This is a genomic window from Magnetovibrio blakemorei (assembly GCF_001746755.1).
GTDB classification, from domain to species: Bacteria; Pseudomonadota; Alphaproteobacteria; order Rhodospirillales; family Magnetovibrionaceae; genus Magnetovibrio; species Magnetovibrio blakemorei.
Window position 1 is genome coordinate 1 of sequence record NZ_MCGG01000047.1, and the last position, 23,449, is coordinate 23,449.

The following is a 23,449-nucleotide window of genomic DNA, read 5'->3' on the forward strand; positions in this document are numbered from 1 at the left end:
AGGTACGGATTTGCAGATGAAGGATAAAGATGGAAATGCCAGTTATGACGGAGTTGTCGGCAGTCAAACTCGGGGCGCTGTAGAACGTGCGGTACGCGAAGGTAAAATTAAGGAGGTCAACAATCGAATTGTTGAAAAACGCATACAGTACATGCGTTCCTTACCAGCACATAAATTCAATCCAGGCTGGATACCACGGGCAAAAAGCTTTCTGATGCAATAAGCGAAGTTGAGCATGGATTGTAGACGTTACAGTCCATGCTCAACACGCAGGGCAATTATGTCCTCAAGAATGCTTTCGTAGAGTTTTGATATTTTTGATATGTGCCATGTGTGCCGGATGGTTCCGCAACTTGGCGAACATGCTTTATTTTCGTTATACATGGCTGAATAGAAGTTGCCGTACGTTTTTCCGACTAACCGAATTTCAGATTCTATTTTCTCCCGTGAATAAAAGCCCTCGTAGATCAGGATAGAAGCATTATCAATAATAGCCTGTTCCAAGCATAAGGCCGTATCTAGATGGCCTTCACGCCACGACTTTTCATAAATTTCTGCACGTTTTTCCTTGGAAATATCCCAACAATGTTTGATCAGCTCTTCTGCATTTGGGATATCAACCTTTGGGGTTGTTTTTGCATTGCCGCCTGCTGTAGCAGGAATCGTACCCCAAACTAAGATTGCACAAGCAAAAATGAAGGCCATCATGTTCCGTGTTATCATGCTTCGTGTTCCTCTTTCCGTTCAGTAGATCGACTTCGCGACAGATTTAAAGTGCGCTTGGCCTTGAGAGCCTCCGTATAATCGTCGGGCGTGAGAAGGCTCTTGTCTCGTCCTTTTGCGGTTCGCCCAAAAGACTAGCACGGCTTGCGGTTGCATGAGAACAGCTTAACGCGGCGAAACCTGTACAGGGTTGCAGCGCGTCTATGGCGGGCTCATTGAGCTCGGTGCCGTCGAGAATATTGCGGGCGTGTAGGCTCTTGAACAAATTGTCCGTGCCGTCCGCAATGATCCATTCCAGCTTTTTTTCCGCGAACACCAATCGCGGACATTAGACAGTCAGGGGTAAAGAAGTTTATTTCCCCTGTTTCATCCGCTCGTAGAAGAAATTGGTGGCTTCGACGAAGCCATCGATGCTGCCGCAGTCAAAGCGACGGCCCTGAAAGCGATAGGCGATGACTTTGCCTTGGTGGGCGAGGGTTTGCAGGGCGTCGGTGATTTGCACTTCGCCGCCGGCACCGGGTTTGGTGGTGCGCAGGACGTCGAAAATTTCAGGCGTCAGAATGTAGCGTCCGATGATGGCGAGATTCGATGGGGCTTGGTCCGGAGTTGGCTTTTCCACCATGGTTTCCACCTGGGTGTGGCGTTCGTCAAGGGCTTGGCCGCTGATGATGCCGTATCGATTGACTTCATCAAGCGGCACTTCTTCTACGGCGACCACGCAACACTTGTATTTATCGTAGACCTTGAGCATCTGGGTCATGATGCCCTCTTCGCCGACACACAGGTCATCGGCCAAAATTACGCCGAAAGGCTCATTGTTGATGATCGCATTGCCTGTGAGAATGGCATCGCCGAGGCCGCGCATTTCAATTTGTCGGGTGTAGGTGTAGGTGCATTCCTTAATCAGACCGCGAATGGAATCCAGGCGCTCCTCGCGGCTGGTGCCTCTGATCTGGTCTTCCAATTCGTAAGTGATGTCAAAGTGATCTTCAATGGCGCGCTTGTTGCGGCCGGTGACAAAGGCAATTTCCTTGAGGCCTGCCTCGGCGGCTTCTTCAACGCCGTATTGAATCAACGGCTTGGTCAGAATGGGCAGCATCTCTTTGGGTTGAGCCTTGGTCGCGGGCAAAAAGCGCGTACCATAGCCCGCCACGGGGAACAGACATTTTTTGATCTTCATAACGTTGTCCTAAAAAAGAAATTTACTCACTCAGCCAATAGAAGCCGTAAGCCGGGATGGCCAGTTGATCGTTAAAAATCGGTGGGCTTTCTCCGGTGCTGATGTCTCGGATGTTGCCGTGTTTAAAAAAACCTAAGTGCTGGAGAAGGTGAATGTTGAGGTGTTGGGGGGAGGTGTCAAAATTACCGATCACCAAAATGCGCGATGATGAATGTTGAGGGTCAAAACGCGAAAAGGCCAGCAAATGAGGGTTGTCCACATCAAGCAGTTCACGATTGTTGAAGTCGGCAAAAGCGGGGGTTTCTTTGCGAATGGCAATCATCTTTTTCAAAGCCGTGAAGATCCGGTATTCAACGCTGCCCGATTGATTTCGTCTGTCGGCCTTTTGCCAATCAATCGCGGAACGATGCAGCCACCGACTGTCGAGGTTTTTGCCCTCGGCCTCTTGATAGGTGTAGTCGTTAAGGGTTCCGATTTCATCGCCGTAATAGAGTAACGGAATGCCACCGAAAGATAGAACCATGCTGTGCAGCAACAAGATCGCATTGATGGAATTGTCGATGGCGTGCTCTTCGCCGGATTCGAGCGCACTTTCTAAGCCCACCAGAGATGCCAAGGTTCCTGAAATCCGCGCATCGCCAGTCTTTTCATTGTGACCGAACGGTTCGCCGCGGGCGGGGGAATCATCAAAGTTGCCGGTGAAATAATCGACGAGAAAACGGCGGTGGGCGCTTGGTTCGTAACCCGAGTTGACGATGTCGATATCGTCAAAACCCAAACCAATGTCATCATGGCAGCGAATATAGTTGAGCCACGTCGCGCGTTCGAGCTTGTCGGGAATGCTCCGGATGCCCCTATTGAGCAACTCGGTCTTTTTGGTCGCGATGGCATCCCAGAGCAGGGCCATGAAGGTGGCGTTGTAGGCGATTTCACATTCTTTGGCGTTGACTGCATCTTCACCAAAATACTTGGCAATTTCCACCGGGGCGACGATGGCTTCGGCAATGAACAACACCCCTGGCGCCGCCACCTGACAACAGTCTTTGAGCAGTTGTAAAATGAGATGGGCTTCACGTTCATTTTGGCAGGTGCTACCGATTTTTTTCCACAAAAAGGCAACCGCGTCGAGACGCACAATGTCAGCGCCATGATTGGCCCAAAAGAGAATGATATCGAGCATCTCGATGAGCACCGAAGGGTTGCTGTAATTCAAATCCCATTGGTAGTTGTTAAAAGACGTCATTACCCATTTGCCCATCTCATCACTCCAGGTGAAGTTTCCGGGGGAGGTCTGGGGGAAAATCTCGATCATCGTTTCTTCAAACATGTCGGGCATTTCACGGTCGTCAAAAACGTAATAATAATCTTGAAATTCTTGTTCTCCCGCGGCTGCACGCCGGGCCCATTCGTGTTCGTCGGAGGTATGGTTGAGCACCACATCAAGCGTCAGCAGCATGTCGCGTTTGTGCATGGACGCAGCCAGTTCATCCATATCATCCAGGGTACCGATGCGACTGTCGATCTTGTGAAAATCGCGCACCGCATAGCCGCCATCGCTTCGCCCCGGCGGACAATCCAAAACCGGCATCACATGAACCATGTTGATGCCCAGTTCCTGGAGATAATGAAGTTTGCCTTTCAGGCCTTGGAGGTTATCGGCAAAGCCGTCGCTGTAAAGCGCCATGCCGACCCACTGCTGGCTGAGAAACCAGTTGTGATCTTTTTCCCGTGCTAGGTCCGTATCTTGAAGACGGTCGGGACGGGCAATGTATTGCCGCGCCATGGTTTCGACCAGTTTCTGCATGTGTGCTTTGAAATCGGGGTGGGTTCCATAAAGCCAGTGGAACAGGCCATGAATGGCATAGAAATTTGCCCCCAGGCGCGTATAAAAATAGCGCATTTTAGGTTGCTTGACGATTTCCGGATCAAGCTTGAGCAAAATATCATTCAACAACGAATGAGAAACCTGTTCATACATCGGCAATATCCTTGAGGCCCCAGTCACGGGTAAAGTGTCGGTAAAAGTCTAAGTCTTGGGTGGTCGCGCCACGGATGCCGACAATCGCGCTGGCAAAGGCTTGTGCCCGTTTCATGGTAACTTCCAAGGGCCAGCCGAGCAACTGTCCGGCCAGCAAAATGCTGCAAAACGAATCACCGGCGCCAACCGTATCGATGATCGGCGAGGTCGTTTCCGGCACCACGGAAACGCGGTTGTTGTTGGTGGTCGAAAGGGCCGTGGCACCGTGTTCGCCCCCGGTTAAGATGATCTGTTGTGAGACAAGCTTAGCAAGATTTTGAACCCGCTCTTCCTGGTCTACGGTTTGAGGATATATTTCACCAAGTTCAGCGGTGTTGAGTTTTATCCAAGACGCCCCGTCGATGAGGCTCAAGACCTGGTCTTTGTTCCACCACGGTCGACGCAAATTGATGTCGACAAAAATCGGGCTTTCGCGGTTCTTTTTAAGTGCAGAAAGTGTTGTTGCTGAGGCTTCGTGGCGCAGCGCCAAAGAGCCGTGATAGAGCAGCCATGGACCGTTCAGAGCAGGCAGTTCATCCGCTTGGATGAAATCATAGGCCACCTTGTCGACGATCTCATAGGACGGCTCGCCCTCTATAAATTGCACTTGAACAGTTCCGGTCGGATGGACGGCATCTGTTTGCAAGCCGCTAAGGTCCATGCCCCAGTTTTGCATCGCCGCTTTCACCAAGCGTCCCCGTTCGTCATTGCCAACGCGAGAGATCATCAGCGGCTTGAGGCCAAAGGCGTGAAGATGCCAGGCGACATTGAACGGTGCCCCACCCAACACGGTGGTGCCGTCGGGGAAGTGATCAAACAGAACTTCGCCGAAAATCAAGGGTCGCATGGTCGGTACTTCGGTCATTGAAAACCTTTAAGGACGGGAACAAATTCGGGTCTATAGTGCGCGATGCCTTCCAGAATTCCGGCGCTGTAACAACCGTTCATATTCAAAAAAGAACCATTGGCAATATACAGCGTGTCGGGCGAAGCCCCTTTGGCGGCGGCGCGCACTTCATCGTCGGCATTGGCGACAAGCACAGACGGAATGGGGCTGAGCAACACATCCAGATCATTACCGCTGTCGCCGGAAAATACGGTGTCGGTTATAGCATACCCTTCTTGGTTCATCAAAAACGTGATGGCGTGCAGTTTGTTGGCGCTCAGGGGCAAGATATCCAGCAAGCCAATGTTGCGGATTTCGTCCAGGCTCCAAATCAAATTGGCGTGAATGGCTTTGGCTTTCAGACGTATCTCAATATGGGAAATCAGGCGTTGATGATCATGCCCCAATTCAACGTAATAGCTGAGTTTGTGGAGCGCCTGTTTTTCCGGTTCTTGGCGATGAAGCCCGTCAATATCGGATATCAGGCTGTGCAGGTCCTCAATGGAAAGACCTTGCCAATCGACGTCAATTTCTTCATCCCATGACGCCCAGCGCTGCCAGGATGTGTTGGCTTCTTGGTGGTAGATGGTCGATCCGACATCGGCGATGGCATAATCGGGCAACGGCAAGTGGTACGCTTTGATGGCGTGTTGGATCAAAGATAAATCACGCCCCGACACATAGACCAGCGTCACCAGACCGCTGTTCACAAGTTGCGAAAACAACGCTCGAGCCTGGGGAGATTCCGGATGCGAACCGTTGGGAATCAAGGTGCGATCCAAATCGGTGCACAACAACAGTTTATTCATGCGGACGTCTTTTGCTTGGTGTTGAAAAAATCATAGTGCTCAATGGCTTCTATAATGCCTGCCGCATAGCTGTGTTTGGCGAAGTAAATTTTGTCAACTTCGGCCAGTTCGGACAGCTCTTCGTCATGACGATTGCCAACCACAACGGCGCGCATGTTGCCGCGCATCATGTCCTCATCGGCGCCGGAACCACCCGCGACCAAAAGGTTTTCAAGGCGAATGTCCAACTGTTCGGCCGCCCAACGCAAAGCATAGCCCTTCGATGCCCGGTGCGGAATGATGTCGAGAAACTGGCCGTGAGAGAAAATCACATTGACGGTTTGTTCGTGTTGCAACAGGTGGCGGTTGATATCTTGAATGTCGGGCGCAATGGTTGGATCGATGAAGTAACTCAGTTTATGAGGCGACTGGTGTTCTTTCGGTTGTAACTTGAGCCCCGGCATGTCGGCCAAAATGGTGATCAGGTCACTGCGGTTCCAATTGTTGTTGATGTGACGGGCCCATGCGGTGTCCTTGGTTAAGTTGGGCACATAGAAAATGCCCGTACCCAAACTGGTGATCAAGACGTCGGGACGTGGAATTTTATATTTGCGCATTACACTTAAGGCGCTTTCCAGATTGCGTCCTGTGGCGATGCCAAAGCTGACTTCTTTGCGATGCTCTTTCATCATGTCGAGGAATGTGCTCAGCGCCTCAGAGTCTCCTAGTAAATTTTGATCCAAATCGGTGATGATGGCGGCGTCGCGATAGATCACGGATCGGCGGCTCAGTTCCATGCGCTTGATCGGTTCGGTTTGTTCAATCAGCGGACGGATGACGTCCAGATATTGTTCCACATGCGCCTGCCAAGAATAGAACTGACGCACGCCCTTGATGCCGTTGGCGGCAAATCTGTCCCATTTGGGGCTGTTTCCAAGGACCTCGATCAAAGAATCTGCAATGGCCTCAACGTCGAGCGGGTCTACCAGCAGGCCATTGTTGCAATTGCCGATGATGTCGATCGGCCCGCCATCCTCGGTCGCCACAATCGGTAGTCCACAGGCAGCGGCCTCAATCAGCGTTAATCCAAACGGTTCGGTCAGGGCCGGGTTGATAAACACGCCCTTGGACAAGGCCGCCAGTCTAAACAGCTCCGGCACTTCTTCCGCTTTGTGATGTTTGGGAATGGCGACTTTTCCGTAAAGGTCGTATTGGTCGATGGTCATCAAGATGCTGGTTAGAACTTCCTGCGCTCCTGCATCCATTTCGCTGATGTCGTCACGGTTACCAGCCACAATCACCAAATTTGCCATCTCTTGAAGTCGTGCGGATTTGCCATAGGCTTCAACCAAAGTGGTGATGTTTTTTCGCGGATCCGGCCTTGATAACGCCAAAACAATCGGCTTTTGGGGAAGGCTTAAAAAGCGCGCCACCTGCTTTGCAATATCGCTTTCAGGCTCAGTGCCGACGGGTGGAAAAAATTTTTCAAGATCCGTTCCGGGTGGCACAACGCGCATCTGGTTGGGTTGATAATAATCGTAAATGGCATATTGAGACTCAATCTCTTGATTGGTGCTCACCACCACCCGAGAGGCCGCACCCAGCGTGCGTTCTTCGGCGTCAATACGCCGGCTCATGTTATAGGTCGTTTCGATTTCTTGTCTGGGCGTGCCACTGGCCAACAGCCGTTTGCGCTTGCTGCGGCCGAGTGAATGGCCCGTGTGCACCAACGGAACCCCCAGCAAGTTGGAAAGTTGCGTGCCAATCTGGCCCGCATCGGCATAGTGGCTGTGAATGATATTCGGCACGCGCGGTTGTTCATGGATGTAAGCCAGGGCGTTGTCGGAAAAAGTTTCCAGAGAGTCCCAGAGTTGCTCTTTGGGCATATAGCCCGGCTCACCGCATTCGATGCGTACGATGCGGGCTTTGTCAGAAAGGTGTTCGATGGGCTGGGCATAATCCGAACTCACGTGCGGATCATCAATTTTTCGGGTCAGCAAATCAACGCGCCAGACTTCCGGCCGCTCAGCCAAAGCGCGCGCCAGCTCAACCACATATTTTGTCTGTCCGCCGGTGTCGGCGTCTCGTCCCAACTCAAGTTCTTCACCTCGGATCAAACCGTGGGGACTGATCAGGACAATGTAAAGATCTGAGAGACAGGGCGTCATGGAGAATGCCTTTCGATTGTGCTTTTGGGGCCGTATCAATTGGCTGGTCACGCGATATTTTGGGAAGCGCAAGAGGACTGCGATTCCCGTGAATCGAGTGTAGCATAAAAAATCTGTAGATTAAGGGTGGTGACAAATTTTATTCACGTCGCCGAACGTGTGTGAAATAAAGACTCACGACGGGCGTGCGAATGGCTTGTGTGTGCTAAACGAAACTTGGGCCGTGCGCCCACACGACCAGAGAATGGCGCAGGCCGCTGATGACGGGTTTTACACGGTGCAGGGTTGTGGCCGCAAAAATTATGGCGGTGCCTTGGTCCCGTGGGGCTGCAAAGGGATAGCCATCCGCGTTGATTTCCAGCTCCCCACCGACGTAAGCATCAGCCTTGGACAGTTGAACGGAAAGGGTGAGCTTGCGCCGTGACGCAATGTGACCCTGCCCACGGTCGATGTGCCAATCGTAATGTTGACCGGGACCATAGGCGGCCAATTGAGATTGTTCTTCAAAACCATCTAAGACACAGCCAAAGAGCTGACGATTGGCGTCTGCAAAAAGCCGTGTTGTGCGGGCATCCACCCAAGCCAGATCTTCGCTTTCCGGCAACCAGACCAAAGCGGATTGGCGGATGTTTTGATTGGAACGCCCAGCCACCAGAATTCCGTCTGCAGCATCCAGGCCCGTTCTGGCATCTGTGAGTTGGGTACATTCCGCCGGGTGAAAGGCATTTTCAACGACAACCCAAAACTGAAGCGGGTGGCCACCACCTGGGTAAGCAGGACGTGCCGCAATCGCCGCGCTGTCGGGGATGAGGGACTGTTCGATTTTTCGGCCCGATATCTGACCCGCACCTATTGTGCGTCTCTCGGCTATACGCCCATTTTGGAGGCGTGGATATACAATAGTGATGTCTAAAAAATATTTATTCAAAACAATAAAGCATCAAAAACGAAACGATTTTGGAAAGTAAGAAAATAGTTTATCCCGTAATTTAGCTTTTAATGTTCAAAAGGTCTTTTTTGTGCGCGTTTTGGGGGCATAAAAAACACAATTCAGGACATTATCATTGACCTTATTTTTGCTTTGTATTTACGAGACTCTTGACTTTTGGGGGGCTCGCCTATAAATACACGGCATACGTTTTACATCTGTTATGGCTTACCTAAATAATCGGTACGCTGCTTAGCTTAGTTATTCTCTGACATTGTGATCGTAAATAAACCGCGCCACCGCATTGTGTGGGGCGCGAAATTGTGACGCCTGTTAGAAGGAAAAAATAACAATGGCTACTGGTACTGTAAAATGGTTCAACCCCACCAAAGGTTTTGGCTTCATTGAGCCCGAAGATGGATCGAACGACGCTTTTGTTCACATTTCGGCCGTTGAACGCGCCGGATTGGGTACGCTGAACGAAGGTCAGAAGGTCTCTTATGAGCTTCAGGCTGGACAGAACGGAAAATCTTCTGCTGAAGATTTGAAGCTCGTCGCTTAAGTATACGGCGCACCGCCTCTGGCTTCGGCTGGAGGCGGTTGCCACCGAACTGATGACAAACGATCGCTAACGTATTTTGGGAGAGAAATCTCCCGTATGATTTTGAACGCAAATGAACGGTCAAAATCCGAAATTACCCCCCTGCCGAGTGACGGCGCTTTAGCGCCGTCGTCTAATGACTGAGCCCCCGGCCCAAAAGCCGACCCGGCTTCTCGGAATTTCAAAACCCACAGCAAATGACGCGCTCGGCACGGCCTAGAGGCGCTTGTCGTTGAAGCTGTACTTCAAGGAAATATGATGAGTAACGAACACAAGTTTTTAATCACCTACGGTCTGCACAATTTTGTGACCCATGCCCTTAGCAATGGACTGCACACCTTCACCATTCGCGGTGTGGAAAATCAAAAGATGGTTCACCATGCGCAATCGCTGATCAGCGAAAACTACGGCAAGGTCGCAAGCATTCAGGTGTCTTGAGCCAAATTCACTTCAGGGTGCAGCGGTGGTGCTTTAAATCATTTGCTGCGCCAGAAGCGTCACAGGATGCATGGCCAAAATATTGCGACCTGTCTCACGTACGCCCTGCGCAAGATGCAGGGCGCAGGTGAGATTGGTGCTGAGCAGAATTTCAGCCTCACTGTCCAACAGCGCTTGTACCTTTTCGTCTCTCAATGGTGAAGCCAGCTCGGGCTGGGTCATCATTTGCGTGCCACCCGCGCCACAACACATGGCGTTGTTGGCAAGAGCGACGATGTCCAAATCGGGGATCTGAGCCAAAGCGGTGTAGATGAGGTCTTGTGACTTCAAAACATTGCGCTGGCTGCAAGGTTCGTGCACGGCCACTTTTGTCTTGAGGCCCTGAAACGACAACTTACCGATCTGACCCTCTTCAAGCAAAAAATCCAAGATGTCGATGATGGGCGGCGGCGGTGCTGAGGGGGCATCGCTTTTTTCATCGTTGAGGAGCGTATCGTATTCGCTGAGAAAAGCCCCACAGCCACTGGAATTGTAGAGGACGGCGCAGGCGCCGCTTTGGGAAAAGGCGTTGATGTTCGTTCGGGCCAGGCCTTTGGCGCGCTCAACATCGCCGTCATGGGCATGCATGGCCCCGCAGCAGGTTTGCTGGGCCAAGGTTCGCACGCCATAACCCAGGCGGGTGAGCAACTTGATGGTCGCGGTGTGCGTTTGGGTGTCCAAGACCTTCGCCACACAGCCGGTGAACAGCACCACATCGCCGTGATGCACGGGGGGCAACGCTTTCGCGTGATGGGGAACGGTCTTTGAGATATAAGGAACGGGCAGCAGAGCACTCAACTGCTTAAACCCGTCAATGGGCCATGAGCCCGGTAATTTCTGGACAAGTCGCGACATGCCGCTTTTCTGATACGTGTGGATCAAGGCGTTGAGAAAGCGTGGCAAAGGCCGTCGCTCCACAAATATCGAAAGCATAAATGTATGCGCCAGACCCTTTCGGGGCCGAGACGTGCTGGCTATCAGAGCCTGACGGTACAGCTCATTAAAATCCATCTTTGACGGGCAGACCGTTTCGCAGGCCCGGCACAGCGTGCAGCTTTTCAGCGCAACCAGTTCGTCGTCATTGAGAACTTCGTTCTTTCTGATGAGTCTTTCTATCAATCGGATCCGGCCACGCGGGCTATAGTTTTCCTCTGCCTTAACTTTGTAAGTCGGGCAACCGCGGAGGCAATATCCGCACCTTTGGCAGTCGATGGCTTCAGGGATATACGCTAAAGAAGCATCGAAGCTATCACCGGAAAAAGAGTCGAAACGAAAACCCTGCGCGTAATCTTCAAAATCGTGATTCATCAATGGACGGCACCTTCAAGATAGACATGAACACCTTCATGCAAGATGCACGCCGACCGAACAGGATGCTATTTTAGTGAATACTTACAATGGAATGAGTATTTTCTGGCCTTGTGGGCACACACTGGATATCAGGGTTTGTCGCAAAGTCGACACCATCAAGGTTCGCATGTTATGGGGATTGGGTGGCAAAGGCGATGCGGGTGATGCCGCTTTGTTTGGCCATGGCGAGAACTTCGGCGATGCGCTGATAGGGTACGGCACCGTCACCACCGAGTTTGAGCACGCGCTCTGAATCTTCATGGGAAATGGTTTTTAAACGTGCGGGGATCAAGCTGTCTGCAACTTTTTCCCCATCCAGCAACAATGAGCCATCGGACATCACTTCCAGTGTGGTGACGCGAGGTTCTGTCATCGGCTCTGATTGTGCCTTGGGCAGATCAACGCGCAAAGCCTCTGCCATTAAGGGGGCCGCGACGATAAAAATCACCAACAAGACCAACATCACATCGACCAAGGGTGTGACGTTGATCTCACTCATCGGCTGGTCGGGATCGCCACCGGATACGCCACCTGCCATTTTACGACACTCCCGATGTTTGTAAGATGGACAGAAGGCGTACCGCATTGCTGTCCACCGCGCCGAACAAACGGCGCAATTGACGCAGCAACAGGTTATAGCCAACCACTGCCGGGATCGCGGTGAACAGGCCCGCAGCCGTCGCCACCAAGGCTTCGGCGACGGGTCCGGCGATCAAGTCCATACTGAGCGCTTCCGCCCCATTGAGGCCTTGCAAGGCATGCATGATCCCCCACACGGTGCCAAACAGACCGATGAAGGGGGCGGTGTTGCCAATGGTCGCGAGCAGCGTCAGACCGCCTTCAAAATCCAATCGACTTTCGCGTGCCAGCGCCCCGGCAAGGGCTTCACGATCATCCTTAGACACCCCCAAAAGCCCTCTTGCGATGTGTGCCGAAGGTGTGTTGAACGAGGGTGTTCCGGTTCCGTCGAATGCGCGTTCCGCTCTATAGGCCAAAGCGAGTTGCCAAGCTTTAAACAGCATGATGGTCCAACTGAGCACCGACATGATGATCAGCGCGATAAAAACACCGCGCACAATTCCATCAGCATCGGCCCACCATGTGAACAGTTCCATATTTGCAGTTTCCATGTGATCTCCAGATCAAGCATCGTTTAAAGAAAAGCGGATGGGCACGTCTACCTGTGCAGAAACGGCGCGTCCACCGCGTGTTGCGGGGGCAAAGCGCCAAACGCGGACAGCTTTTAGCGCGGCCTTATCAAGCAACATAAAACCGCTGCTCTTTTTGATCGTTATGGACAAGGGCTCGCCTGCCTCTGAAACTTCGACCGCCACCACCACCACGCCCTCCAAATTTCGGCGTTGAGCCTGGACAGGGTACGCCGGTTTGGGATTGTGCAAATATGCGGCGTTGCTTGACGGTGGCACAAAAGCATTTTGATTGCCGGCTGGTGTTGCCATCTGTTGTTTCGGTGGCGGTATCGGTTGCGCCTTTTGCACCGGTTTCGGCGCTGGCTTTTGAACAGGTTGTGGCTTCACCACGGGCTTCGCTACAGGCACGGGAAGCGGTATGGGTGCGGGCTCTTCCACCACTGTGGGTTCGGGCTCGATAACGGGTTCAACAAGTGGTTCGGATTTAACCTCTTCGACCGGCTTTTCTGCAACAGGTTCGGGTTCCGGCACGGACGGCGCACCGAAAGCCGACAGGTCCACGACCTCAAACCCGGCGTTTGGGTTGGGCGGCGTATAGGAGGTGTCGTTCAACCCAAGCAAGCCCCACGCGGTCGCCCCGTGCAGCATGAACGCCATTGCTGTCGCCAGGGTTAGCTGTGCTGGATTGCTGAGTGTCCTCGCCATCATTACGGTTCCAGCCACGCGTTTAGGTCATCGAGAGGAATGACGCCAGATCGCGCCTCAATCTTTCCGTTTGCACCAATGAGATAAGTGCGTGGAAGTTCTCCTCGCCACGCTTTGTCGATGTCGTAGCGCAAGCGGGTTTTGTGCGCCTCGGCGAACACCCAAGATTCAAGCGAGGTAATGTCATAACGTTTCAGAACCTGCTGAATACGCGCCTGATCATCGAAAGAGTCGGTTGATACCAGAACCAAACTGATTTCGGCATGGTCCTGCGCCAAAGTGCGCCATTGGGGCATTTCGGATAAACACGGCGCACAGGTAACGGACCAGAAGTTGACCACTAAAGGCTTGCCCACATTGGCGGCTAAAATATCGGCAAAGCTTCCCCGCGTGAAGGGGCGTAACTCGGTGGCATGGGCTGCGGGCAACCACATGGTGCCAGCAATCAACACGAGGGAGAATACAAGCCGATCTAGCATCATCGCGCCCCTTCGCCAAGCGGGGCTACCTTAAATAGGCGTAGCCCTTCAATTTCGGTCGCCCAGGAGGCATAGAGCCATTGACCGTCTGTGAGCAGGAACGGATGGTCCGAGCTGTCCTGCGTCGCTGCCACACGCAACGGCGAGGACCAGGAGCGACCACCATCCGGCGAGGTCATAACGTAAAGTTCATCGTGCTTGCCGGAAAACTCTTTCCACGTCAGGAAAACCCGCTTGCCCACCGCCAGCACTGAAGGATGCCCAGCTTGTTGGTCTGCGTTACCGAATGTCATGGGCGCGGAAAAGGTTTGCCCACCGTCTTCTGAGCGGGCGTAAAAGATCCCCTGGCGTGCTTTTCCGTCGGTAAACCAAGTTACATGCTGAACGCCGCTCTCACTGATGGATATCCACGGGCCATGGTGCGGACAGCCTTCCAGATCCCACTGGTCTTCGCTCAGCCGAACGACCTTGCCGGGGCTGCCATCGGCATTGAGTTTCATCACGGCGTGGTCGCGAATGCTGGGTTCAAACACATGCCGCCACACGATTACTGGTCGGTCATCTGGACCGATGTCCATGGCGACGCGGCAGCATTCGCAACTGTGATCCGCGCCATTCACGTTGGCATGGAAGCTGGCCCCTCGATCATCGGAAATGGCGAAATACATCGCCGACCCCCGATAGGGCGTTTTCGTTTTTTGCGCGGTAAATAGGTCACGCTTGTCAAGCCAAGCCATAAAGATACGCCCATCCTGACCGACCTTAAGGGCCTCGAACCGCTGGCTGCTGGAAACGGCTTCGTCACTGACCGGAATGGGGGCGGAGAACGTCTTGCCACCATCAAGGGAGCGGCTGAAATAAACGACTCCGGTAAATTTTCTTTCTCCCTTGGCGATGAACGAGACATAAAGATCACCATTGGGTGCTGCCGCCACCTTGGGACGGTTCTCGCCGTTCTTCTCAACAGGAAGTGGGGTGACCGTCACGCGTGCAGAAGATGAGATGCTCACGCCGCCGTCATTCGACTTAGCGACATAGACATGTTCACCCTGGGTCCAAGCCACCCACAGATGCCCTTGCGCGTCGAAAGTCGAAGTGGGAACTTCGGCGCACAGCAAGGACGGTTGCGCATCCGGCAGCAGGCATTGCGCAGGCCGGGCGGTATCGGTGTTGCTCCGTCCCGCGTGGTCAGCATGTTGAGCATTCGCGATGCCACCGCCCCCCATTAGGGCGGCGGTGGTGACGATGGTGCAACAAAGTTTTTTCATCAAAATGTGGCCTCAACCCCAACGAAGAAAGTCCGCGGCATACCCGGTGCAAATTCTTCACCTTTCGTGGCGGTGTAACTGGTAGCCGTGGCGTGACGCTTGTCGGCCAAGTTCATCGCCCGACCAAAAAGCTTCACGGTATCGTTAAGTTGATACGTGCCGCGCAGATTGAAAAGATGATGGCCGTCGTATTTGGTGGTGTTTTCGTTATCCATAAAGTAGGTGCCCATGTGTACCCACTCCAACTCGGCGGACGCCCCCGGCAAGGCCACTGGGCTATAGCTCAATACAGCGCTGTTTAGCCAGCGTGGTGCTGAAGGCATTTCCTTGCCGTCGTAAATAACCCCGGCGGTAGCGCTCCATTCTTCGTAAGTGTGCTTGGAATACGATGATGCCAAGTTCAGCTTCAGCTCTTTGTCGAACCGATAGTCGAGTGTCGCCTCTCCGCCTTGGTGCAAGGTCTTTCCTGCATTGGTATTGGACCGGTATCCGGTGCCGTCCGTGTAGGTGACGATGTCGTCTCGCTTGGTCATGGTATAGGCGGTAAACTCGTAGTTCAGGCCAGCCAGCGCTGATCCACGTACACCAATTTCATAACTATCGATCTTGACCGCATCTAAATGCATCGTGTCGGCAGTCTTGCCGGAACGAAACAGTGTACCCTCACTCGGCGCGCGGAACGCGTGGCGGTACGATGCAAAGCCGTTGAAATTGGGCGTAAACGCATAGGTCGCGCCCAGTTTCGGGCTAAAGTGCAGGAAATTCACCGTGTTGTCGGGGGCGCGGCGGTAGTTGCCCGTGGTCGAAACCGACAGATCGTTGTCATAGACATATCGCATGCCATCCGCACGTAAACCGCCGGTCAGACGCAGTTTGTCTGTCGGTGATATTTCGCCGTGCACATAGGGCGAAACGGACATGAAGGTCACATCATATTTATAGGTCTGATCAGCTTCGGCGTAGTCGGTGTAGACGTTGCCGACCTTGGTGGTGGTGATGCTCTTTTCATCACGACTGCCGGGACTGTAGTCGGCATCGGCACCGAACACCAGACGGGAACGGTATGGTTTGAAGTCAAGGCGATATTTTCCCGTCATGCCCAACGAGGAATGCCCAGTGGTATAGACAGTCTTGTCGTATCCCAAAGACCAGTTGGGCAACATGTTCATGGAATTCCAGCGCAGGTAAGGGGTCACGCTGAGTAAGCTGTTGCCGTCTTCCAGTTCATAATTTGAAGACAGGCGCACCGCTTTGACCTTGCGAAACGAAATCGGTGTGTAGTTGGTCTTTGGACTGGTTTCATAATCCGCTCGATAGAGCCGCGACGAGCCCGCAGTTTGCTGATTAATGTTTGATGCCGATATGGTGGTTTTGACCATACCGCCATTGTTCATGAAGTGGTCCCACCGTGCAGTTGTCGCTTGCCGGTCGTAAGCGGTGGAATCTCGCCAGCCGTCTGTACGATTCAAATTAACGCTCGCGCGCACAGCATCGTCCTCCCAACCCGTGCTGTACGATCCAAGAGCGCGCATGTATCCAAATGAACCCACTTCAAGTGAAGCTTCCGTTTCGGGTGTGGCAGACGGCTCGCGGGTCAGCACGTTGATGACGCCACCAATGGCGTCACTGCCCTGCAAGGCAGAGCCTGGTCCTTTTAAAACCTCAATGCCGCCAGCTTGGGGAACGTTAATTTCATAGAGGGCGTTGTGATTGAAAAAACCGGTCGAGCGTGTCGGAATACCGTCTTCGAGATAGAGATAAACCGGTGATGTCGTCATGGGTTGGCGTAGCGCCATTGTGTGTCCTTCGCCATTGGTCACGGCGACATGCGCGCCCGCAATCCGATTGAATACTTCGGTCGGGTGGGTCGGCTTTACATTTTGGATGTCGGCACCGCTGATGGTGCCAACCGATGCGGGCGTTTCTGATTTTAGTTGCGCCTCGCGGGTGCCGGTCACGGTGAGTTCAGGCAGGGCATCTTGTGCCAGCAGCGGAAATGCCGCAGTCGTGGTCAACAGGAGTGAGTTTAAGACAATAGCGGTTTTGCCCGGCATCCAGGTTTTTGTAAGCATTTTTTCATTGTACGCGCCGAATTTGAGGCACGCCCCCTTACGTAATTTATATAAATTTAGATCGTTTGATTCGGATTGGACGCGCAAAGACAGAGATCGTTCAAATGCGAACGCTGCAAACTTTGTGCGAGATATGGATCAAACGATGGAGGGTGGGGCGCGTGATGGGCGCAGGGAACCGCGCCAAATGCTGACTTGGAACTGCTGCAAGGGCAGACCAAACGCAGCGTGCTCAACAGGCATATCGAGAATGAAGATGTCGTTTTGCTGCGGCACGAACAATGTGGGCTCGTAGTGCATCAGGCAAAATGGGCACGACACCGTTTTATCAGGATTGACAGGATCGCTGGCCTGATTAATGGAGATCTGTTTGATGCCCGTGACGGTACAGACGTACTGAAATTCGGTGCCTTGATCGGCATCGAACGCCAGCGCTTGACCAACCGGTACAAGCATCTGAAAAATAAATGCAACAACAGCCACCCACGCCGTTAACTTACGGCGCGCTATGTGTGCAGCTTGGCATTTATGGGCAAAAAGCCCCATCGGCATCGTCCCCCCTGGGAACCTGATCGGATCGCTTTTGCGATTCTCGTAGCTCAGGGTCCAGTATTATCCGCGTATGCAAAACTAAATACGGAATTTTGATATTGCAAGTCTTTGATACTTAAAAAATAACATGATAGGAGGCGTGTATTTGATTTTGTTATTTAGCAAAGAGATGCGGCCAATTTGCAATACATTCAAAGCTGCAGAGAAGGTCTTGCTTTATGCTAAAAATACAACGGCCCGTCCTTTTAAGGCCAAAACACTATGACTGAAGTGCACTGTGGATATAATGAGCACGGTTTGGCATCAAGATGTGGCGTGGTGAGAATTGTTCCTAACCTATATTCAGACCGATATGAGGTGGAATTGGTCTTAACATCCAGTTTTAATTGATGTATCAGTATAGCCATACGCAATTAAGGGTAATTGAAGGCATTGACTTGGCACAGCGCTGTAAATTAGGTTTTTTTCGTGAAAAACGACATGATATCCACTTTTCAAGATGGCGCATTCGTTCATGCTCACCCGCTTGATGCAATAAATTCTCAGGGCAATCTCTTGTTGCCGTCCGGGGAGAATTTTCTGCGTGCGGACTTCGTTCGCAACGGCCCAGACCTTTTGATCCAAACACCGAGCGGGAGCCAATATTTGGCTCCCGATTTTTTTATGGCGGAAACACCTCCGGCCCTGATCACCTCTGACGGCGCGGTGCTGTCGGCCAAGTTGGTGACGACCCTGGCCGGGCCGGTTGCTCCGGGTCAAGTCGCGCAGTTGGGTTTTGGCGCGCCCACGACACAGCAAGACGCTGGCCTGGGCGTGCCCATCGGTCAAGTCAATGAAGCCGAAGGCCAAGTCACCGTTACCCACCCCGATGGTACGCAAGAAACATTGCTGACCGGTGGTTCTGTGTTTCAGGGCGACGTTTTGCAGACCGCAGCCGGGGCCAGCGTCAGTGTCATTTTTGTTGATGATACGGTGTTTTCGCTGGCCGAAGACGGTCGCATGGTCTTGGACGAAATGGTCTATGACGCCAGCGCGCAAACCGGGGTGTTCAAAGCCGAAGTGGTGCAAGGCGTATTCTCGTTCGTCAGCGGCCAAGTGGCGAAGACGTCACCCGATGGCATGGTCGTCAGCACCCCGACCACCACGATCGGCATTCGCGGCTCTACGGTGTTGGGCAATGCGGCGGCGGAGGGGGCGGAAAACAAGATCACCTTGGTTCCCGACGTGGACGGCAAGGTAGGCGAAATCGTCATCAACACAGGCGGCGGCAGCATCGTGCTGAACAGCGCCGGGGCCACGACGACGGTGTTCAGCGCCAATGGCGCGCCCTCGACGGTGGTGGTTTTGTCCCAAGCCGCGATCCAAAAAAGTTTTGGTGCGACGCTGACCAAACTGGTCAAGGTGGTGGCGCAAAAAGCCGAAGCCGATGCCTCGCGTGCTGCAGTTGCCGCCGATGCAAAAAGTGCCGAAGCCAAACAGGCTGATGCCGAGGCTAAGCAGGCTGGCGAGACGGCGCAAAAAGCTGACGAGGCTGCTCAACAAGCCGACGCGGAGGCCGCCCAGGCCGAAGCCGATGCCGCGGCGGCCGAAGCCGAAGCCGCCGCTGCCAAAGCCGAAGCCGAAGCCTCGGGCGACCCGGAAGCTAAAGCCAAAGCTGATGCCGCCGAAGCCAAAGCCGCCGAAGCCAAGGCCCAAGCCGAAGCTGCAAAAGCCCAGGCCGAAGCGCAAGCCGCCGAAGCCGCCAAGGCTCAGGCCGAAGCCCAAGCCAAAACCGCCGCTGCGGAAACGAAAGCGGCCGAAGCCCAAGCCGCTGTCGCCCAGGCGGAACAGGCGCAACAATTTAACACCTTGGCCAAATCGGCAGAGGCAACGCAGACCAAGGCGTTTGAAACCGCGCAAAAGGCCGAGGCTGACGCGGCGGCCACGGCACAAAAAGCCGATACAGCGGACACCGCGCAAAAGGCCAACGCCAGCGACACTCAAAACAACGATGGAAACGATGGTACGGGACAAACAGATGCCGCCGCCGCCGCCGCTGCCGCCGCTGAAGCTGATGCCCTGGCCGCTGCGGCCCAAGCGGTGGCTGAAGCCCTAGCGGAAGCAGAGGCTGCTGCTGCTGCCGAAGCGGAAGCCCAAGCCCAAGCGGAAGCTGCCGCGGCGGCGGCCAAAGCGGAAGCTGCCGCCCAAGCCGAAGCTCAAGCGGTTGCCGATGCCCAAGCGGCTGCTGATGCCGCCGCTGCAAAAGCCGCTGAAGACAACACCCCGGCTGCCAACCAGGCCCCTGAGGCCGAAGACACAAGCAACACAACCATCGAAGATGACAGAAATCCCATTTCCGGCACCGTCACAGCCGCAGACCCTGAAGGCGGCACGATCACCTATAGCCTCGGCACCTACAACGCCGCGCACGCCATGGTCACGATGGACAGCGACGGCACCTACACCTACATCCCGGAAGTCGATTATTTTGGCACCGACACCTTCACCTACATCGCCACCGACAGTGGCGGACTGACCGCGACCGGCACCGTCACCGTTGAAGTGACAGGTGTCAACGATGAGCCCGTCGCGGGCGGCACCAAAGGCGATACCTTGCTTGTGGGCGGCACCATAATTTTTCAAACCAGCCACCTCAACGCGACGGACGTGGACAACATAGATTCTTCCCTCATCTACTCCATCGTGTCCGTTCCGACTGCGGGTTCTGTGATGTTGAATAACGAGGCTTTGGTGGCAGATGACACCTTCACCCAGGCCGATGTCGATGCGGGCAACGTCAAGTATGTGCAAGATGGATCACAGTCTTCAACAGACATGTTTATCTACACCGTAACCGATAACGACATCACCACAGCAGAGCAAACGTTTACGTTGACCATAGTTGACTTCCTTACGATTGCCGGAACGACCGGTGATGACGTGATTGTAGGTAGCATGGAGAATGATTTTGTGTCGGGCGATTTGGGGTCAGACACAATAACCGGTGGGGAGGGCGATGACTTCATCGATGGCGGCGCGGGAACGGACACGGCAATACTTTCTGGCGCAATGGCAAATTACACCATGAGCTTTGCCGAAGACGGCACCTTGATCATGTTCGACACCGTAGGCAGCGACGGTATCGACATCCTCACCAGCATTGAAACCATAAGCTTCTCAGATGGCGACATCACCGTTGCCAACCTGTCGGGGGAACGTTTGGTCAACACGACGACGACGGGCAATCAAACGGTTTCAAAATCCACAGATTTAAACGACGGTGGTTCCATCGTGTCGTGGTACGACGCCGACACGTCGCAGGTCTTTATGCAACGTTACGATGCTGCGGGTACGCCTGTCGGTGGTGAAACCCAGATCACCTCCTCTGCGTTGGCCAACACGTGGTACGATATCGAGGCATTCGACAACGGTGGCTATGGCGTGTCGTGGACAAACGGATTGAATGTGTATGCAAACCTTTACGACGTAAACGATGCACAGGTTGGCGCCACGATTACGCTAAACACCGCAGACGCCGATCAGGCCAGCATTACCCAGACTTACAACGACGGTTTTCTCGCCACCTATGTTTCCACCGATGGCGACGCCTCGGGCATCTATGGCCGGTTCTTTGATTCCACAGGCACGGCGTTGACCAACCCGTTTGCCATCAACGCGGTGACGACCGCCGATCAGCTGTTTCCGCGCTCAGCGACCTTGAACAACGGCAACGTCGTCGTCTCGTGGATATCGAGCCAAGTCAATGCCCCCGACACGGGCGTGTACGCGCGCATTGTTAAATACGATGGCACAGCGGTTCAATATATGTCGGGTGAACTTCTGGTCCAAAACAATGGAGCGCTTGTGGAACTCGGCCACAGTTTGACCAGCTTGGACGATGGTGGCTTCGCCATCGCGTGGCTCAGCGGCACCACTTCGACCGCATCGCCTACCACCACCTTCGACATTTTTGTGCAATGCTATGACGAAACGGGTACCGTCAAAGGTAGCATAATCACGGTCGGCAGCCTCAATGCGATCTCAGCTTACAACGACACCGCAATTACCGCACTGGAGAATGGCGGTTTTGTCGTCACCTGGACCAACGAGGCAACGTCCGGCGATTTTGATATTATGGCTCAAATCTACGACGTAATCGGCGATCCCGTAGGCGTCAGTTTCACCGTCAACACCACAACAGCGGGCATTCAATCCCAACCCAGCGTGGTGGCGACGCCCGATGGCGGCTTTGTTGTCAGTTGGAATTCCACCACCGCTGGAAATGACGACATTTATACGCAGCGTTTCGACGCAATGGGCATCAAACTGGGGTATACCTCCCTGACCGGTGATGCGGGCAACAACACCTTCAACATCACCCCTGGCGACGCTCTGCTCGACATTAATGGATTGGGCGGTACGGATGCGGTTATCCTGGGCGGCACGTCCATAGACACAAATTTTGTCAAGATAACTGAGATTGAGACCATCACCGGCGGTGACGCCAGGGACTTGGTGTTGATGGGCAACACCATCAACGACACCCTGACCGTCGATTTGGGTGCGGGCATCGATACGGTGAAGCTGGCCGACGGCGGCAACACCAACAGCTTTACCAATGTTGAAGACATCATCGGCGGCAACGGTGATGATGTCATCACCCTGCTGAACACATTCACCCTGTCGGATAAGGCGTCGTTTAGTGGTGAACTGGGTGTTGATACGCTGAACTTGGCCGACGGAGGCAATGAGGTCGAAGAGATCTATGGCTTTGAAACCATCTACGGTGGATCAGGTTCTGATGTTATCTCCAGCATCCAGAGTGTAGACCTGAAAGGCTCTGCAGTTTCCAGCATCGAAATCATCAATATCGACACCGACGATAACGGTCAGGACGTGCTGCATCTGAACAGCGCTACATCGTTCACCACATCCACCACCGTCAACGGAAGCACCGCTGGAAATGATGTGATCGGGTCTGATGATGGCATGAACTTAACCAACCTCATCGTCGGGTCCGGCATCGAGGCCATCATGCTCGACTGGGATGTGGACGATACAACGGTGTTGACCATTGATGCCAACACCCTGGCCTCTGCCGGTTCCCTGTTCATCCTTGGCAATGGCGGCAACGATTCAATTGCGTTGTCCGGTACCGGTGCCTTTGATTTTTCAACCGATATCCTTACCAATATTTCTGCCATCAGTGGCGACGACAGCGGGCAGATGATTATCGGCAGCGCCGATGATAACTATATCGTTCTTGGCAATGGCAACAACACCGTCGTCGGCGGCGACGGTCAGGATACATTAACGGGGGGAACTGGGACCGATATTTTTGCCTACTCGGCCCTGACGGAAACCACTGTCGGCAGCGGCGACATCATCACCAATTTTGATGCAGGCACATCCTCGACCAGCGTCGATGTCATCAATCTGATGGGACTGTTGACCGGCACATTTGCGTGGCTTGGTTCCAGCGCCACCGCGTTCACCGGCGGCAACAGCAACACGGAAGCTCGCTTTGATGACGGGTCCAAACTTCTCGAGATTGATACAGATGGCGATGGCACCGCTGATATGGGCATCACCCTTACCAACGTCGATATTGGCAATTTGGATTCCTCTGACTTTACGTTTGTCTGATAGGCATGATCTGGCGTTGTTCGGGCTTCGAATACATCGGCAATGTTGAAGATGCGCACCAAATGCACGCGGTATGCATGGGAAGGTGTAAGGACGCTGAAGCAGGACGTAAATCAGATTCAAACTTGCATGTGTCGAGGTTCCACGTACAGTTCCAGAGAGTTTATTCTTCTTGACCTGCTCCCCGAACTGTCCTCATTCATAAGTTAGCTCTGTTGTGGTTTTGACCTGCTCCCCAATGCACCCTCGGGGTGGTATGGAGTTTTTCGACCAACTGTAATACAGGCTTTCCGCGATGCCCTCCCGGCGGCACAAGGCGGCGATGCTCTCCTCGCCGCGCAGGCCTTCAAGGACGATACGGATTTTTTCTTCAGCAGAATATTGCTTGCGGGTCTTGCGCCGGATGTCGCGAACGGTTTTCTCGGCGGCGTCTTTCGTGCTCATGGATTTTTGTCTCATCTGCGTTTCCCTACGGGTCA

Annotated in this window: 19 protein-coding genes and 2 pseudogenes; 4 read left to right on the forward strand and 17 right to left on the reverse strand. The window is 53.5% G+C overall.

Annotated features, from left to right (window positions below; genetic code table 11):
- Nucleotides 1-223 (forward strand): hypothetical protein (locus BEN30_RS12425; RefSeq protein ID WP_211563400.1); only part of this gene is annotated, 223 nt, incomplete at its 5' end.
- A 26-nt stretch (nucleotides 224-249) separates the two neighbouring features.
- Here BEN30_RS12425 and BEN30_RS12430 read toward each other — a convergent pair.
- The 7 genes from BEN30_RS12430 to BEN30_RS12465 all read right to left on the reverse strand — a co-directional run bounded on the left by BEN30_RS12430 (nucleotide 250) and on the right by BEN30_RS12465 (nucleotide 8,690).
- Nucleotides 250-723 carry a hypothetical protein gene (locus tag BEN30_RS12430; protein WP_069958655.1) on the reverse strand — a complete coding sequence of 158 codons (474 nt, stop codon included), beginning with the start codon at nucleotides 721-723 and terminating at the stop codon, nucleotides 250-252.
- A gap of 352 nt (nucleotides 724-1,075) precedes the next feature.
- The gene (gene galU / locus BEN30_RS12440) at nucleotides 1,076-1,903 is read right to left on the reverse strand and encodes a UTP--glucose-1-phosphate uridylyltransferase GalU (protein ID WP_069958657.1); all 828 of its coding nucleotides are present in this window, start codon (nucleotides 1,901-1,903) and stop codon (nucleotides 1,076-1,078) included.
- Between the two features lie 22 nt (nucleotides 1,904-1,925).
- On the reverse strand, nucleotides 1,926-3,881 hold the full coding sequence (locus BEN30_RS12445) for an alpha-amylase family glycosyl hydrolase (RefSeq protein ID WP_069958658.1): 1,956 nt from the start codon (nucleotides 3,879-3,881) through the stop codon (nucleotides 1,926-1,928).
- Nucleotides 3,874-4,785, reverse strand: a complete 912-nt coding sequence (locus tag BEN30_RS12450; RefSeq protein WP_069958659.1) for a PfkB family carbohydrate kinase — start codon at nucleotides 4,783-4,785, stop codon at nucleotides 3,874-3,876. The genes BEN30_RS12445 and BEN30_RS12450 overlap by 8 nt, the downstream gene beginning before the upstream one ends.
- Nucleotides 4,782-5,615, reverse strand: coding sequence for an HAD-IIB family hydrolase (locus BEN30_RS12455; protein WP_069958660.1), 834 nt, complete (start codon nucleotides 5,613-5,615; stop codon nucleotides 4,782-4,784). Before BEN30_RS12455 ends, BEN30_RS12450 begins: the two co-directional genes overlap by 4 nt.
- Nucleotides 5,612-7,762 carry an HAD family hydrolase gene (locus BEN30_RS12460; protein ID WP_069958676.1) on the reverse strand — a complete coding sequence of 717 codons (2,151 nt, stop codon included), beginning with the start codon at nucleotides 7,760-7,762 and terminating at the stop codon, nucleotides 5,612-5,614. Before BEN30_RS12460 ends, BEN30_RS12455 begins: the two co-directional genes overlap by 4 nt.
- Before the next feature lie 205 nt (nucleotides 7,763-7,967).
- Nucleotides 7,968-8,690 carry a 2OG-Fe(II) oxygenase gene (locus BEN30_RS12465; protein ID WP_170827053.1) on the reverse strand — a complete coding sequence of 241 codons (723 nt, stop codon included), beginning with the start codon at nucleotides 8,688-8,690 and terminating at the stop codon, nucleotides 7,968-7,970.
- A gap of 352 nt (nucleotides 8,691-9,042) precedes the next feature.
- On the opposite strand from BEN30_RS12465, the gene BEN30_RS12470 reads away from it, so the two are divergent.
- Nucleotides 9,043-9,252: a cold-shock protein gene (locus BEN30_RS12470; protein WP_069958661.1), complete on the forward strand. Its 210-nt coding sequence runs from the start codon at nucleotides 9,043-9,045 to the stop codon at nucleotides 9,250-9,252.
- 297 nt (nucleotides 9,253-9,549) lie between these two features.
- Nucleotides 9,550-9,729, forward strand: a complete 180-nt coding sequence (locus BEN30_RS12475; RefSeq protein WP_170827054.1) for a hypothetical protein — start codon at nucleotides 9,550-9,552, stop codon at nucleotides 9,727-9,729.
- Between the two features lie 33 nt (nucleotides 9,730-9,762).
- Here BEN30_RS12475 and BEN30_RS12480 read toward each other — a convergent pair whose 3' ends face one another.
- From BEN30_RS12480 to BEN30_RS12515, 9 genes and pseudogenes are all read right to left on the reverse strand, one after another.
- On the reverse strand, nucleotides 9,763-10,671 hold the full coding sequence (locus BEN30_RS12480) for a (Fe-S)-binding protein (RefSeq protein WP_245649051.1): 909 nt from the start codon (nucleotides 10,669-10,671) through the stop codon (nucleotides 9,763-9,765).
- A gap of 114 nt (nucleotides 10,672-10,785) precedes the next feature.
- Nucleotides 10,786-11,076 (reverse strand): annotated as a pseudogene (locus BEN30_RS19235) (4Fe-4S dicluster domain-containing protein); the annotation flags it as partial.
- 172 nt (nucleotides 11,077-11,248) lie between these two features.
- Complete coding sequence (locus tag BEN30_RS12485) at nucleotides 11,249-11,656, reverse strand: ExbD/TolR family protein (RefSeq protein ID WP_069958664.1); 408 nt, start codon at nucleotides 11,654-11,656, stop codon at nucleotides 11,249-11,251.
- Between the two features lies 1 nt (nucleotide 11,657).
- Nucleotides 11,658-12,248 carry a MotA/TolQ/ExbB proton channel family protein gene (locus BEN30_RS12490; RefSeq protein WP_069958665.1) on the reverse strand — a complete coding sequence of 197 codons (591 nt, stop codon included), beginning with the start codon at nucleotides 12,246-12,248 and terminating at the stop codon, nucleotides 11,658-11,660.
- 12 nt (nucleotides 12,249-12,260) lie between these two features.
- Nucleotides 12,261-12,992: an energy transducer TonB gene (locus BEN30_RS12495; RefSeq protein WP_139135018.1), complete on the reverse strand. Its 732-nt coding sequence runs from the start codon at nucleotides 12,990-12,992 to the stop codon at nucleotides 12,261-12,263.
- Complete coding sequence (locus BEN30_RS12500; RefSeq protein WP_084005506.1) at nucleotides 12,977-13,456, reverse strand: TlpA family protein disulfide reductase; 480 nt, start codon at nucleotides 13,454-13,456, stop codon at nucleotides 12,977-12,979. Before BEN30_RS12500 ends, BEN30_RS12495 begins: the two co-directional genes overlap by 16 nt.
- Entirely contained in the window at nucleotides 13,453-14,721 is a 1,269-nt protein-coding gene (locus tag BEN30_RS12505; protein WP_069958667.1) for a sialidase family protein, read from the reverse strand. The genes BEN30_RS12500 and BEN30_RS12505 overlap by 4 nt, the downstream gene beginning before the upstream one ends.
- Complete coding sequence (locus BEN30_RS12510; RefSeq protein ID WP_139135019.1) at nucleotides 14,721-16,793, reverse strand: TonB-dependent receptor; 2,073 nt, start codon at nucleotides 16,791-16,793, stop codon at nucleotides 14,721-14,723. The genes BEN30_RS12505 and BEN30_RS12510 overlap by 1 nt, the downstream gene beginning before the upstream one ends.
- A gap of 138 nt (nucleotides 16,794-16,931) precedes the next feature.
- Nucleotides 16,932-17,339, reverse strand: coding sequence for a DUF2946 family protein (locus tag BEN30_RS12515; RefSeq protein ID WP_139135020.1), 408 nt, complete (start codon nucleotides 17,337-17,339; stop codon nucleotides 16,932-16,934).
- A 474-nt stretch (nucleotides 17,340-17,813) separates the two neighbouring features.
- On the opposite strand from BEN30_RS12515, the gene BEN30_RS18685 reads away from it, so the two are divergent.
- The gene (locus BEN30_RS18685) at nucleotides 17,814-22,970 is read left to right on the forward strand and encodes a cadherin-like domain-containing protein (protein WP_069958669.1); all 5,157 of its coding nucleotides are present in this window, start codon (nucleotides 17,814-17,816) and stop codon (nucleotides 22,968-22,970) included.
- Between the two features lie 264 nt (nucleotides 22,971-23,234).
- Here BEN30_RS18685 and BEN30_RS12525 read toward each other — a convergent pair.
- Nucleotides 23,235-23,429: pseudogene (locus tag BEN30_RS12525) on the reverse strand (transposase); the annotation flags it as partial.
- Nucleotides 23,430-23,449: the final 20 nt, after the last annotated feature.

Coding starts and splice junctions, on each gene's coding strand:
- BEN30_RS12430 (WP_069958655.1), bottom strand. CDS start 723: ATGATAACACGGAACATGATGGCCTTCATTTTTGCTTGTGCAATCTTA.
- galU (WP_069958657.1), bottom strand. CDS start 1,903: ATGAAGATCAAAAAATGTCTGTTCCCCGTGGCGGGCTATGGTACGCGC.
- BEN30_RS12445 (WP_069958658.1), bottom strand. CDS start 3,881: ATGTATGAACAGGTTTCTCATTCGTTGTTGAATGATATTTTGCTCAAG.
- BEN30_RS12450 (WP_069958659.1), bottom strand. CDS start 4,785: ATGACCGAAGTACCGACCATGCGACCCTTGATTTTCGGCGAAGTTCTG.
- BEN30_RS12455 (WP_069958660.1), bottom strand. CDS start 5,615: ATGAATAAACTGTTGTTGTGCACCGATTTGGATCGCACCTTGATTCCC.
- BEN30_RS12460 (WP_069958676.1), bottom strand. CDS start 7,762: ATGACGCCCTGTCTCTCAGATCTTTACATTGTCCTGATCAGTCCCCAC.
- BEN30_RS12470 (WP_069958661.1), top strand. CDS start 9,043: ATGGCTACTGGTACTGTAAAATGGTTCAACCCCACCAAAGGTTTTGGC.
- BEN30_RS12475 (WP_170827054.1), top strand. CDS start 9,550: ATGAGTAACGAACACAAGTTTTTAATCACCTACGGTCTGCACAATTTT.
- BEN30_RS12485 (WP_069958664.1), bottom strand. CDS start 11,656: ATGGCAGGTGGCGTATCCGGTGGCGATCCCGACCAGCCGATGAGTGAG.
- BEN30_RS12490 (WP_069958665.1), bottom strand. CDS start 12,248: ATGGAAACTGCAAATATGGAACTGTTCACATGGTGGGCCGATGCTGAT.
- BEN30_RS12500 (WP_084005506.1), bottom strand. CDS start 13,456: ATGATGCTAGATCGGCTTGTATTCTCCCTCGTGTTGATTGCTGGCACC.
- BEN30_RS12505 (WP_069958667.1), bottom strand. CDS start 14,721: ATGAAAAAACTTTGTTGCACCATCGTCACCACCGCCGCCCTAATGGGG.
- BEN30_RS12510 (WP_139135019.1), bottom strand. CDS start 16,793: ATGCTTACAAAAACCTGGATGCCGGGCAAAACCGCTATTGTCTTAAAC.
- BEN30_RS12515 (WP_139135020.1), bottom strand. CDS start 17,339: ATGGGGCTTTTTGCCCATAAATGCCAAGCTGCACACATAGCGCGCCGT.